10 protein-coding genes are annotated in these 14695 nt (G+C 33.1%); 5 read left to right on the top strand and 5 right to left on the bottom strand.

Annotated elements, in window-relative coordinates; translation table 11 throughout:
• Window positions 1-25 precede the first annotated feature (25 nt).
• From ACXGSQ_RS12595 to ACXGSQ_RS12580, 4 genes are all read left to right on the top strand, one after another.
• On the top strand, window positions 26-1519 hold the full coding sequence (locus ACXGSQ_RS12595; protein WP_458626509.1) for a YfcC family protein: 1494 nt from the start codon (window positions 26-28) through the stop codon (window positions 1517-1519).
• Between the two features lie 48 nt (window positions 1520-1567).
• Window positions 1568-3736: an endonuclease MutS2 gene (locus ACXGSQ_RS12590; RefSeq protein ID WP_458626508.1), complete on the top strand. Its 2169-nt coding sequence runs from the start codon at window positions 1568-1570 to the stop codon at window positions 3734-3736.
• On the top strand, window positions 3733-4152 hold the full coding sequence (locus ACXGSQ_RS12585) for a thiol-disulfide oxidoreductase DCC family protein (protein ID WP_458626507.1): 420 nt from the start codon (window positions 3733-3735) through the stop codon (window positions 4150-4152). Before ACXGSQ_RS12590 ends, ACXGSQ_RS12585 begins: the two co-directional genes overlap by 4 nt.
• A gap of 397 nt (window positions 4153-4549) precedes the next feature.
• Complete coding sequence (locus ACXGSQ_RS12580; RefSeq protein ID WP_458626506.1) at window positions 4550-6484, top strand: DUF4139 domain-containing protein; 1935 nt, start codon at window positions 4550-4552, stop codon at window positions 6482-6484.
• A 149-nt stretch (window positions 6485-6633) separates the two neighbouring features.
• Here the strand turns inward: ACXGSQ_RS12580 and ACXGSQ_RS12575 are convergent, their stop codons facing one another.
• From ACXGSQ_RS12575 to aroC, 4 genes are all read right to left on the bottom strand, one after another.
• Complete coding sequence (locus tag ACXGSQ_RS12575; RefSeq protein WP_458626505.1) at window positions 6634-6966, bottom strand: hypothetical protein; 333 nt, start codon at window positions 6964-6966, stop codon at window positions 6634-6636.
• A 4-nt stretch (window positions 6967-6970) separates the two neighbouring features.
• Window positions 6971-7798: a sulfurtransferase gene (locus tag ACXGSQ_RS12570; protein ID WP_458626504.1), complete on the bottom strand. Its 828-nt coding sequence runs from the start codon at window positions 7796-7798 to the stop codon at window positions 6971-6973.
• 108 nt (window positions 7799-7906) lie between these two features.
• Window positions 7907-9352: a dicarboxylate/amino acid:cation symporter gene (locus ACXGSQ_RS12565; RefSeq protein ID WP_458626503.1), complete on the bottom strand. Its 1446-nt coding sequence runs from the start codon at window positions 9350-9352 to the stop codon at window positions 7907-7909.
• Window positions 9353-9522: 170 nt separating this feature from the next.
• A complete protein-coding gene (gene aroC / locus ACXGSQ_RS12560; RefSeq protein WP_458626502.1) occupies window positions 9523-10593 on the bottom strand; it encodes a chorismate synthase in 1071 nt (356 codons plus the stop codon).
• A gap of 198 nt (window positions 10594-10791) precedes the next feature.
• Here aroC and ACXGSQ_RS12555 point away from each other — a divergent pair, with 198 nt between their 5' ends.
• The gene (locus ACXGSQ_RS12555) at window positions 10792-11643 is read left to right on the top strand and encodes a UDP-2,3-diacylglucosamine diphosphatase (protein ID WP_458626501.1); all 852 of its coding nucleotides are present in this window, start codon (window positions 10792-10794) and stop codon (window positions 11641-11643) included.
• Here ACXGSQ_RS12555 and ACXGSQ_RS12550 read toward each other — a convergent pair.
• A complete protein-coding gene (locus ACXGSQ_RS12550) occupies window positions 11635-14562 on the bottom strand; it encodes an FAD-binding and (Fe-S)-binding domain-containing protein (RefSeq protein ID WP_458626500.1) in 2928 nt (975 codons plus the stop codon). The genes ACXGSQ_RS12555 and ACXGSQ_RS12550 overlap by 9 nt on opposite strands.
• Window positions 14563-14695 lie beyond the last annotated feature (133 nt).

The raw sequence follows: 14695 nt of genomic DNA, 5'->3' as shown, positions 1-14695 counted from the left end.
TAAATTTACCTATAAATAACTCAGAATGAAAAATCTAAAATTCCCTTCTGCACAAACTATATTGTTTATAATTGCAGGTTTAGTAACACTTTTAACCTGGTTTGTTCCTGCAGGAAAGTATGATACCTTAAGTTATGATTCCTCAACAAACAAATTTACACGTTTAAGTCTAGATAAGGAAATAAGCTTAACAGCATCACAAGCGTCTCTTGATGACTTAAATATTAAAATTCCTATAGAAAAATTTACAAATGGAGATATTTATAAACCGATTAATATCCCTGAAACGTATAAAAAATTAGACCCTAAACCACAAAGTGTTTTAGATTTTGTAAAATCTCCAGTAAAAGGTATTATTGAAGCTGCGGATATCATTTTCTTAGTCCTAATTATTGGTGGTTTAATTGGTATTCTAAACCAATCTGGAGCATTTGATGCAGCTATTACAAAATTAGCCGTCGTATTAAAAGGCAAAGAATCATTACTCATTGTGTTAGTTACCACTTTGGTCGCTTTGGGAGGTACAACATTTGGCTTTGCAGAAGAAACTATTGCTTTTTTTCCTATCTTAATTCCTGTTTTTTTAGCAGCAGAATATGATGCTATAGTTGGTATTGCTTGTATTTTCCTTGGCTCTGCAATAGGTACTATGTGCTCAACCATAAATCCGTTTTCTACAATTATCGCTAGTGATGCTGCTGGTATTAATTGGACAACTGGTTTGTATGGTCGTGTGTTTATGTTGGTTTTATGCTTATCTATTACCATAATATATATTATGCGTTACGCTAAACGCGTTAAGAACGATCCAAGTAAATCACTTGTTTACGACCAAAGAAATCAAATCGCTGAATTATTTACTCTAAAAGACACCACTCACATTAATTTTAATTGGAGGTTAAAATTGGCCCTATTCGTCTTTACCTGTAGTTTTATCTTTATGATTATTGGTGTTTCAATGCTAGACTGGTGGTTTGTAGAAATGACAACGGTATTCTTAATTAGTTCTATTTTAATTGGATTCATTATTCAGATCAGTGAAACAGATTTTATAGAAACGTTTGTAAAAGGTGCAGGAGATTTATTAGGTGTCGCATTAATAATTGGTATTGCTAGAGGTGTCACCGTTTTAATGACCGACGGTTTAATAAGCGACACGCTGTTGTATTATGCAAGTGATATTACCACAGGAATGAATAAAGGGATTTTTGCTGGAGTAATGACTATGATTTATTCCGGATTATCTTTCTTTATCCCAAGTTCTTCAGGAATGGCCGTGCTTACGATGCCCATTATGGCTCCTTTAGCAGATACCGTTGGAATAGGTCGTGAAGTAGTTGTTAACACCTACCAATATGGATTAGGACTTTTCTATCTAATCAACCCAACAGGACTAATTTTAGCTTCGCTTGCCGTTGCAAAGGTTAACTTTAGTAAATGGTTGAAATTTATTTTCCCTCTATTCATCATATTAATAATTGTAACTCTAATTGTATTAGCCGTGTCTTCATACGTATAGTGTTACATAATATCATAAATTTGCAATTCTAAAAACGCACTGTTATACATGATAAACATTCATGAAAAAACCTTAAACGACCTTGAGTTTTTTACGGTTTTAAATCAAGTTAGTTCACACGCCATTACAGCTTTAGGTAAAGAGGCCGTATTATCTATTCTTCCTTTTAACGAGGAAGACCAATTAATGCGTGAACTTATCTACGTCAATGAATACTTGTCGTCCTTTGAAAATGATAATAGAATTCCAAATCATGGGTTTGAAACAATCGCTAAGGAATTAAAATTACTAAAAATTGAAAACACCTATCTCGAGGTTTCTAGTTTGCAAAAACTAGTAAGTATGTCGTTAACGGTAAATTCAATTTTAAAATTTTTAGAAAAGTTTGAAGAGTATTACCCAAAACTATATCAGTTTGGTAGACATATTGAAGTTAATACTTCTATTATAACTCAAGTAGACGCTGTCGTTGATCGTTTTGCTGATATTAAAGACGACGCTTCTCCTCTACTTTCAACCTTACGTAAATCTATAAACTTACTAAAAGGAAAAATCAATAGTAGTTTTTCTTCAGCATTACATACGTATCACAATCTTGATTATCTTGATGATATTCGTGAATCTGTGGTAGAAAACAAACGCGTCCTTGCCGTAAAAGCAATGTATCGCCGTAAAGTAAAAGGAGCGATATTGGGTGGAAGCAAAACAGGAAGTATCGTTTATATTGAACCTGAAACCACACTGCAACACACTAGAGAGCTTAATAATTTAGAATACGAGGAAAAGGAAGAAGTCATAAAAATATTAAAAGAATTAACCGACTATATTCGGTTATTCCTACCGTTGCTTAGAGATTATCAAGAATTTCTAACCAACTTAGATGTCATTTCAGCTAAAGCCAAATATGCGCTAAGCATGAATGCCATTTTACCAGAATTTTCTAAGGATCGTAGTATGCATTTGCGAGATGCCTACCATCCACTACTCTATTTAAACAACAAAGAAAAAGGAGAAAAAACATTCCCTCAAACTATTGGTTTAGAAAAAGATAGCAGAATTATTGTTATTTCTGGCCCTAATGCAGGAGGAAAAAGCATAACTTTAAAAACGGTCGGTTTACTCCAAACCATGTTACAGAGTGGTATGCTTATTCCTGTGCACGAGCGTAGTCATGTATGTTTATTTGATCGCATTTTAAGTGATATTGGCGATAATCAATCTATAGAAAACCACCTAAGCACCTATAGCTATCGGTTAAAACAGATGAATTATTTCCTTAAGAAGTGTAATAATAAAACGCTTTTTCTGATAGATGAATTTGGTACAGGAAGTGATCCTGAATTAGGAGGTGCCTTAGCCGAAACCTTTTTAGAAGTATTTTACGAACGTGAAGCGTTTGGGATTATCACCACACATTATTCTAATTTAAAACTATTGGCCAACGAATTACCTCATATTAAAAATGCAAATATGCTTTTTAATGAGAAAACGTTAGAGCCTATGTATAAATTGGTGGTTGGACAAGCAGGAAGCTCGTTCACCTTTGAAGTGGCTCAGAAAAATGGTATTCCGTATAGTTTAATAAACAAATCAAAAAAGAAGATTGAACGTGGTAAAGTACGCTTTGATGCTACCATTGCTAAACTTCAAAAAGAACGTAGTAAACTAGAACGAACGGAACGTTCGCTAAAAGAAAACGAAAAAAAGAAGATTTCTGAAGCGGATAAATTAGAGGAAGTCAATGCTAAGGTTCAAAAGAAGCTAGAAAGTTTTCAAGAATTGTACGATTCTAATCAACGCTTAATTTACTTAGGACAGAAGGTCAATGATATTTCTGAAAAGTATTTTGAAGACAAAAAAAAGCGTGAATTGATGGCTGAATTATTCAGACTCGTTCAAATAGAAAACTCTAAACGTAAAAAGGTTTCCGCAAAACAAAAACGCGCCGAAAAGCATAAAGAAAAATTGATAAAAGAAGAAGCTGAAAAGAAGGTTGAAGTTATCCGTAAAAAGAAAAAAGAAGCAAAGAAAAAAGAAGCTAAAATAGAAAAACCAAAACCAATATTAAAAATTAACGATCGTGTAAGAATGCATGATGGCAGAGCTATTGGAAGCATTGACTCTATTGAAAAAGGTAAAGCCAATGTTAACTATGGTATGTTTACAACCAATGTTAGTTTAGATCAATTAGAATTAGTTGAAACAGCTAAAAAATGATAACTATTCCCAACAACAAACAGCTCATTCTTTTTGATGGAGTTTGCAATCTTTGCAACGCTAGTGTGTTATACGTAATTAAGCGGGATAATGCCAACAAATTCTTATTTGCACCGCTTCAAAGTGATATAGGAAAAACGATTATTAAAACATTTAATATCGATACTGAACAAACAGATTCTATTCTACTCTATAATCCTATTAAAAACAGGCTTACCTATAAGTCTACAGCGGCATTACAAATAGCAAAACAATTGGGCTTCCCAACAAATATATTATCGATATTCTTAATTATACCAGCATTTATTCGTAATTGGGTTTACAATTACATTGCTAAAAATCGCTATAAATGGTATGGCAAAAAAGCCGCGTGTATGATTCCTACATCTGAATTAAAAGCTAAATTTCTAGACTAGACTATCTCGAAAATTAGTCCCATAAAAAAAGCCCTTTCACAACCAATGAAAGGGCTTTTTTAATTTAACAACTTACTTTAAACTAAATTTAATTAAAAACAAAAAAATATTGTAATTCTATATTGAGGGTAATAATGAATTGATTAATAGCACATTAATTTGTTACCACAAAGGTATATACATCTCAAAATTCTACACAAAAAACTCGATATAAGACTATATATAATTGATTTTAGTTCCAAAAGTGTCAATTATATCCATCAATAACATTTTAATAGTAATTGCCTTACTAATTGATAACACGCACTTACTAATCAAATACTATATTTTACTCATTTGTGATTTTTGTCAAACTAACATTTCTCTAATTTTGGATAAACATAAATATTCTAAAATTATGATAATCCAATCAAAATTCTTTAAACCGCTTCTTATTTGTGGCTTATTCATAACTGTACAACTATTGAATGCATTTCAGCAGCCAAGTAAAATAACGTCTGTAACCGTCTATTTAGATGGAGCGGAAATTAATCGTGAAACGTCATTGCGCCTCAATTCTGGTAAATCTGAAATTACGCTCAACGGCTTATCACCATATATTGAAGAAAGTAGTATTCAGGTTTCAGGTTTAAAACAGGCCTCTATTTTATCAATTAACTATGGCATTAACTATTTATCTAAGCAAAAACAAAATGATTCTATTACGTCTTTACAAAATGAATTAGAATCTCTTGCGTCTAAAATGCAACATCAATACGATTTAATCGCAGGATACAATGAAGAATTAAGCCTTATACAGAGTAATAAAAAATTAGGAAACGAAACCCAAGCTGTAAGCTTAGAAAAGCTTAAAACATTTGCTACGTATTATAGAACACGAATTACAGAATTGAAAATGGCAACAAACAAATCTCTTAAAGCCATAAAAAACTACACCAATAGACAGGCAAACATCAACAAGCAACTTACTGAACTAAATGTTGATAAAAAAGTGCAAACAGGCAAAATAAAATTAAAGCTTAATAGCGACATCGCTACGTCCTTAGATTTAAAAATTAAATACAATATTAAAAATGCAGGTTGGTTTCCTATTTACGATTTAAAAGCCGAAAAAATTAATATTCCTATAAGTTTAGAATATAAAGCACATGTTTTTCAAAATTCAGGTTGTGACTGGAACAATATCAACTTAGTACTTTCCACAAGTGATCCAAACACTAATAACGAAAAACCAATAGTAAATCCGAAGTATTTAAACTTCATTAGTTCATACCGTAATTACCAATCGCAACGCGCCACTAGAAGTTACAATTATAAATATAATCCATTGGTAAAAAATGTTTCTGGAGTTGTTACCTCGGCTTCTGACGGCCTACCATTACCAGGGGTTAGTGTTATTGAGAAAGGAACTACGAATGGTGTACAAACCGATTTTGATGGACGATATAATTTAAAAACAAGCTCTGGAAACGCACTGCGTTATTCTTATATCGGCATGAAAACCGAAGAACTACCGATTCATTCTAGTATTATGAATATAACTTTAGATAACGACGTTAGGTTAGATGAAGTCGTTGTTGTGGGCTATGGAACGTCAACAGAAAAAAAAATTAAAACACCAGGATACAAAAATAAAGTACAGTTAATGATTGATGACGATTTTGAAGAAGAGCTTTATGAAAAGCCAGAAAATTATACATCAAATGGTAATATCATTGAAACAGGTATCACCAACACAAGATTCGAAATCAATAAAAAACACAGTATTCCTTCAGACGGAGATATTTCAGTGATAGAAATAGATCAATTCAGCGTACCTGCGACTTATAATTATTTTACAGCACCTGTACTAAACGAAAATGTATTTTTGACGGCTAAAATTGGAAATTGGGAGCAGTACAATTTATTACCTGCCGAAGCTAATGTATATTTTGAAGGTAGCTATTCTGGTAAAACCAATATTAATCCTAGCGCGACCACAGATAGTTTAACAGTTTCGCTTGGTGTAGACCCTAATATTATTGTAAAACGTAAGCAACTAAACGATTTTAAAAAGACTACATTTGTAGGGAATAATAAAGTGATTCAGAAAGCTTTTGAAATTGAAATTAAAAACAACAAACCATCTGATATTCAGATTACTGTTTTAGATCGCATTCCTAAAAGTCAAGATAAGACTATAAAAATTGATGACATAGAAACAGGCAACTCTAACTATGATGAAGACAAAGGCATCTTAAAATGGATCTTAGATTTAGAACCGAATGCCTTAAAAAATGTTAAACATTCCTACACCGTAAAATTTCCGAAAGGAAAACGCGTTAACCTATAACTTAACATAGCCTCAAAACAAAATAGTTTCAATTAGACCCTAACTTCCGTTAGTTAGGAATGAGTTTAATTCTCATAAGAAAAATGTCTTGCTTCTTATAAGTATCAATACTTTTGATAGAAAAGCTATTTTCGTTTTGAGGCTTTTTTTTAAGACTTTAATAAGCGCTCTAAAAAACGATACATATTTTGTTCTGTAATATCAAAATCACCGTCAGAAAGGAATAAAACCTTTATATCTTCAAGTAGAATATCAATATCGTCTTTAGTATAATTATGTTGCTCTAAACTCGTCGTAATTTTCTTGATGCCTTGATAGTCATTATCACGATCAAATTCATCATGAATGTCTTGAAATGTTTGCTTATCTACTTTAGAAAGAATCAGATTTCTTTCTTCAGGTTTTTCTTTAAAATCAGAATTTGCAGCAAAAAGCAGAATGTAGGCTACGAGTTCATCTCGCGTCCAGTCGATTGTGTTCATTTAATTAAGGTGTTAAGCTTCCATATTCTGTCCATGAACCATCATAGACAATTAAATTATTATAATTACAAAGTGTTGCTCCTAACGCTAAAACACAAGCCGTAATACCAGAGCCACAACTAAATACTATTTGAGTTTCATTTTCAACTAAAGCCTTAAAAAGAGTTGCAAGCTTGTCTTTAGACTTCATTTTATACCCTTCAAATAATGTTGTATAGGGTAAGTTTTTTGAATTTGGGATGGTGCCACGTCGTAATCCATCTCTTGGTTCGTCTACCTTACAAAGAAAACGATCTTCAGAACGAGCATCGATTATTAAAGTATTGGTATCCTTATTCAATTGATTAATACCATTAAAATCCGTCATTAAATTAGCGCGAAATTCTGCTTCAAAATCACCTTTAACATACGTTTCATCAGTATAATTTTCAACTTTAAAACCTTGATGTTCCCATTGCGGTAAGCCTCCATCTAAAACTGCGATATTTTTAAAGCCAAAAACTTTAAATAACCACCAAACCCTAGCACTTGAGTAAAGGCCTTTATCATCATAAACCACAATTGCAGAATCATTGTTGATTCCTAATAATTGCGCTTCGTTTTGAAATTGCTCTTTTGAAGGTAAGGTACTTGGAAAAGGTGCAGAAACAGCACTAAATTTTTGTTTAATATCAAAAAATCTAGCATTAGGTAGTCGTGTAGAAACAGAACTAATAACTTTATTAATTGTAGCATCTAGCACTATTAAATTCGTGGCATCAGCGTGCTTATTTAGCCATTCTACCGAAACTAAATCTGAATTTAAATGAATTATTTCTAATTGATTATGCATTAAATCAAGGGAATTGAATACGACATACTAAATTGTGCTTCATTTTTACTTTGTTAATTTCTATTGTATAAAGTTAAAATAATTTATCATATTTCAACATTTTGAAACTTAAGAATCTAAATCAAATGTTTCACTAGGGTTTTCATGTTCTCTGTAATCTAACATGTCTTCACCATCGGCTATAATCGAACATACCGTTGCATCACCTGTGACATTAACAACCGTTCTAAACATATCTAATATTCTATCCACCGGAAAAATAATAGCAATCCAAGCCGGATTAAGTCCTACTGAACTCAATACGATAATCAACATAACCAAACCAGCGCTTGGTACAGCTGCCGAACCAATAGACGCTAACGTTGCGGTTAATACTACAGTTATTTGTTGTCCTATGGTTAAATCGATCATATGCATTTGCGCTAAAAATATAACTGCTACAGCTTGATACATACTTGTACCATCCATATTAACGGTTGCTCCAATAGGAAGTACAAAACTGCTTATTTTTTTATCTACACCTAGGTTTTCTTCAACACATTCCATTGTTACGGGAAGTGTAGCCGCACTACTCGATGTTGAAAATGCTAAGGTCTGCGCCGGACTCATCGCCTTAAAGAAACCTTTATATGGTATTTGTTTTACGAATAGTTTTAATATCAGAGGATAAATCACAAAAATCATTAAAAGCAAGCCTGTTAAAACAGTAATTGAATACCAACTTAAACCTTTAAAAATCTCTACAACCTTACTAATATCGTCACCTGCCATTTTACTTACAACACCAGCTAACAACGCAAATACAAAAAATGGGGCTCCTTGCATAACAATATCAACCATCTTTAAGAAGACGTCATTGACTCCATTTACTAAATTTAGTACTGGTTGTGACTTCTCTGTTGGTACAAACAATAAACACACCCCAAAGAAAATCGCAAAAAAGATAATCTGAAGCATTAACCCATTATTGGATAACGAATGGAAAAAATTACTAGGAACAATATCTACCAAAGGTTGTAACGGAGTTGTCTCTTTACGTTTTTTGACTGTCTCCATTTTATCCTTAACTGATGCTGCTTGAAGTTGACTTTTTGATAGTTTTGAAATCTCTTCAGCTCGCTCAAAATACTCTGGATCTTGAAGAAAATTTATACCATCCTTAATTTCATGACCTTCACTAGCTGCCCAAATTTCATAACTTATACGGTTATCTATTCGACTTTGTTTATCAATAAGTTCACCCGGTTTAAAGACATTGACTAATACTAATCCTAATGAAATTGCCATTATTGTTGTGAGCAAGTAAATCCCTAAGGTCTTACCTCCCATTCTTCCTAAACTCTTAGGATCTCCAATATTAGCAACTCCACTTATTATTGAAAACAACACTAATGGAACTGCTATAAGCTTTAGTAAATTGATAAAAATAGTACCAAATGGATCTATCCAATTAATTGTGAATTGACTCCAACCCATTGTGCTTGAAATTAAAGCCCAAATGATACCTAGAACCATTCCAATAATAATCTTCCAATGTAATGCTAGTTTTTTCATATGCTTTATTCCTTTTGAATGCAGGAATCTCTTAATTAATTATTTATGTTTTTAGTCGGGTAAATGACAAAACAAATTCGATTTATAGTAATGCCTAAAAATAGTTTATTACTATCATAAACGAAAATTCTAGTTTCTAAACGATCAAAAAAACACCGTCAGAACATTAATTACCATTCCCGAGATTCTTGCCTACGCAAGAGTATATTATCCGCTATCACTAAAGCAGCCATTGCTTCAACAATAGGTACAGCTCTTGGCACAACGCAAGGATCGTGTCTGCCTTTGCCTTGCATTTCTACAATTTCACCAGCACTATTCAAAGCATCCTGTTTCTGAATGACTGTTGCTACAGGTTTAAATGCCACTCTAAAATAAATATCCATACCATTAGAGATCCCTCCTTGAATACCGCCAGATAAATTAGTTTTTGTACTCCCATCTTCATTAAACAAATCATTGTGTTCGCTACCTGTCATTTTTGCTCCACAGAAACCACTTCCATACTCAAAACCTTTGACCGCATTAATCGATAACATAGCTTTTCCTAATTCTGCATGCAATTTATCAAAAACAGGTTCTCCGAGTCCAACAGGTACATTTTTAATCACACAAGTTATAGTACCACCAATGGTGTCGCCTTGCTTTTTAATCGCTTCGACCTTAGCAATCATTTTTGCTGCTGTTGCTTCATCTGGACAACGAATAACGTTTGATTCTGTTTTACTAAAATCTAAATCTTGATAAGGTTTATCTATGAAAATATCACCTACTGAAGACGTAAACGCATTAATTTCAATTGAAGCTAAAAATTGTTTAGCAATAGCACCTGCTACAACACGTGAAGCCGTTTCACGAGCAGAACTTCGCCCTCCGCCTCTATAATCTCTTACACCATACTTTTTTTCATAAGTATAATCAGCATGACTAGGACGATAAACATCCTTTATGTGTGAGTAATCTTTAGATTTCTGGTTGGTATTATGAATTACAAAACCAATTGGCGTACCTGTGGTTAACCCTTCAAAAATACCAGAATAGAACTCTACAGTATCAGGTTCTTTACGTTGGGTTACAATTTTAGATTGTCCTGGTTTACGTCGGTTTAATTCGTTCTGAATGGCTTCAAAATCGAGTTCTAATCCTGCCGGACAACCATCGATAATTCCACCTATTGCTACACCATGAGATTCACCAAACGTGGTGAGTTTAAATAACTTTCCGAAAGAATTGCCTGCCATTGAAATAAATTTTACGCTAATGTAATTGTATTATTAGTAAAACGAAAATTGAAGGGCGATTTTTACGGTGTTACAGCAATGTTAACTTCAAATAAAATCTGGTTATTTTTGGTAACATATTAATAACAATTTGCTGATTATTGGTTTACAGCTAGTTAAAAAAATATACTGTTCTTTGTAATCAATAAATAACGAACCGTGAATCTAAAGCGAAAAGTTGAAATAGCCGTAATCTCCGATGTTCATTTGGGTACTTTTGGATGCCATGCCAAACAACTTTTAACCTATTTAAATAGTATAGAACCAAAGAAACTGATACTCAATGGCGATATCATTGATATTTGGCAGTTTAAAAAACGATACTTCCCCAAATCACATCTGCGCATTATTAAAAAAATTATGGATTTTGCTGCCAACGGTGTTGAAGTCATTTACATTACGGGAAATCATGATGAAATGCTACGAAAATTTACAGACACAGAAATTGGTAACATTTCTATCGTGAATAAATTAGTTCTAAATCTCGATGGTAAAAAAGCCTGGTTTTTTCATGGTGATGTATTTGATATTTCAATTCAAAATGCCAAATGGCTAGCTAAACTTGGTGGTTGGGGTTATGATCTTTTAATTATTATTAACCGGTTTATAAACTGGTGTTTAGATCAACTTGGAAAAGAACGTTATTCTCTATCTAAAAAGATAAAAAGCAGTGTAAAAGGTGCCGTAAAATACATTAATGACTTTGAAAAAGTAGCGACAGACCTCGCTATTGAAAATGGTTATGACTACGTTATTTGCGGACATATTCACCAACCCAAAATGCTCATAAAAGGGAATAAATACGGTAAAACAACCTACCTCAATTCTGGTGATTGGGTTGAAAATTTTACGGCTCTAGAATACCAGTTTAAACGCTGGAAAGTCTATAGTTACAATAAAGATAAGCTCGCCCCTTTTTTTGCCGACGAAGACATTAAGGTGATGAATACACAAGACCTTATTGCTGCAATTACAATTGTAGAGCAACCTAAAAAGAAAAAATCAAAGTAAAGCGGCTTTTAGTATAGAAATTGGATGTTTTGCAATTCTACCGGTTCCATCCTTAATTTGATGTCTACAACTGGTGCCATTGGCTGCAATCACAGTATCACCAGAACACTTTCTAATCGCCGGAAATAAGGTTTGCTCACCAATTTGCATACTTACATCGTAATGTTCTTTTTCGTAACCAAAACTACCTGCCATACCACAGCAACCACTAGGAATTATTGTCACGTTGTAGTGTTTTGGTAAATTCAAAATAGCAAAACTCGCCATTTGGTTGGCTAATGCTTTCTGATGACAATGACCATGGAATTTTATGGTTTTAGTTTCTGTTGTAAATTGAGCTGAAGTTATATTCCCTAATGCAATTTCTTGTTGAATAAATTCCTCTACCAAAAAGGTGTGTTTAGCGATTGATTTTGCCCCTTCGTTATCATCTGCCAATCTTAAGTATTCATCTTTAAAGGTTAAAATAGCAGACGGTTCAATACCTATCAATGGTGTGGTTTCTGACACTATCTTTTTGAATTTTGAAACATTTGCATTGGCTACTTTTTTGGCATCTTCAAGTCGTCCTTTCGATAGCATTGAGCGTCCTGATTCGGAATGAGAAATCATAGTCACTTTATAATTTAAACGACTCAACAACGCAATGGCATCGACACCTATTTCGGTATCTAAATGATTTGTAAACTCATCATTAAATAATATAACTTCTTTAATAAAATTACTGTTAATTAACTTATTACTAGAGCTTTGAAATTCTTTATATAAACTTCTACTTGAGATTAAAGGCAAGCTTCGTTCTTTTGCAATGCCGCCAATAGATTTAATAATTGAACTTGTAAATCCATTAGAAAACATAAAATTAGTAAGCTTAGGAATACGACTAGCTAAGCCATTTATTTTATTATTATAAGCGAATAACTTCGTTCTAAAAGGCACACCATTAGCCTTCTGATATTGGTATTGAAATTCGGCTTTTAAACTCGCTACATCAACACTACTTGGACACTCACTTCCGCATGCTTTACAACTCAAACATAAATCAAAAACCTCTTTCAATTCTTCATGATCAAATCGGTTTGCTTTTTCAGAATTAGTTAAGAATTCTCGGAGCGCATTTGCGCGTCCTCTGGTCGTATCTTTTTCGTTTCTAGTGGCTCTATAACTTGGGCACATAACACCTCCAAATTCAGGTAATTTTCTACAGTCACCAGAACCATTACATTTTTCGGCTTCACGTAAAATGCCTTCAGAAGCAGAAAAATCAAATAAGGTTTCAATTTGAGGTTCTTTTCTGCCCACTACATATCTAAAACTTTTATCCATCGGATAGGCGTCTACAATCTTTCCTGGATTAAAAATATTATGCGGATCAAAAGCGGATTTGATATGCTTTAAAATCTTGTAATTAGCCTCACCAATCATCATAGGAATAAATTCCGCTCTCACAATACCATCACCATGTTCTCCAGACATTGAGCCTTTATATTTCTTTACTAGCTTAGCGACATCAGTTGTAATTTTCCTGAATAAGACAACATCTTCAGATTGCTTTAAATCTAATATGGGACGCAAATGCAACTCACCTGCTCCGGCATGTGCATAATACACGGCGTTTTGATTATACGATTTCATTAACGCTGTAAATTCAGAAATGTAATTATCTAAATCTTCCAATGCCACAGCCGTATCTTCAATACAAGCCACAGCTTTTTTATCACCAATAATATTACCTAACAAGCCTAAACCAGCTTTTCGTAATTCTACAGCTTTATTGATATCATCACCTTTTAAAACAGGATTAGCATAACTTAAATTCATGCTTTTTACCGTTTCTAACAATGCGTTTATTTGTGATTGAAGCTCTTCATTTGAATTTGCTTTGAGCTCACACATTAAAATAGCAGCAGGATTTCCCTCTATAAATTGCCTGTTTTCTTGTTGTGTTTTATTGTGTTTTGTAAGATTTAAAATAGAGTCATCCATCATCTCACAGGTATGCAGATTGTGTTGCATCACAGTTTCCACAGCATTTAGGCATTTAGCTATACTTTCAAAATGCAAAGCAATAATAGCGCTTTCCGATGGTGGCAAGTCATCTAGCTGCAAGGTAATTTCTGTTGTAAATGCTAAGGTGCCTTCACTTCCGGCTAAAAGTTGACACATATTAAAACCTGAATTTGAACCTGAAAACACCTCCGACTTTATCAATTCATCAATAGCATAACCTGTATTTCTTCTATGTATATCGGATTTTGGAAAATTATCTTGAATTTGTTTTTGAACGCTTTCTGATTTTAATTCCTTATAAATGGTGTTATAAATAGCACCTTCAAGATTCTTTAATTTTAATTTTTCTTGAAATTCTTCAGAAGTTAAACTCGAAAATTCAACTTCACTCCCATCGCTTAAAATGGTTTGTAACCTTAGAACTTTGTCTCGCGTCACTCCATATTGAATCGAAGTAGTTCCTGAAGAATTATTGCCTACCATTCCACCAATCATACAGCGATTAGAAGTCGATGTGTTAGGTCCAAAAAACAAACCAAAAGGCTTAAGGTAATTATTAAGTTCATCTCTAACCACTCCAGGTTGCACGGTTACAGTTTTAGCTTTTTCATTTATATCTAAAATTCGTGTAAAATATTTAGAGACATCTACGACAATACCATCACCAACACATTGTCCGGCCAAAGAGGTTCCAGCGGTTCTTGGAATTAACGACGTCTTATGTTGTTTTGCAAAATTAATGAGTTGTTTAAGATCTTGATTACTTTTAGGTAGCGCAACAGCCAAAGGTAGTTTTCTATACACCGAAGCATCGGTAGCATATAATTTGCGCATTAACCCATCTCCATGTAAATCACCATTTAAAAATGTTTTTAAAGTTTCTAATTCCTTAACTATTTCGTTTTGCATAAGGGTTAATAATCTATTGTAATGAGTTATAATTTTGTCTTAAAATAAAACGTGACTATTCAATTTTAACATAATTTTGTCGTTATATAAATAGTGGCTGTAAAAGCCGTTTAAATATAAAATTTAAAACTTG

The sequence above is a fragment of the Winogradskyella sp. PC D3.3 genome, from assembly GCF_054366245.1.
The sequence above is the reverse complement of the archived record's forward strand: the minus strand, read 5'-3'. Positions and strand labels throughout refer to the sequence as shown.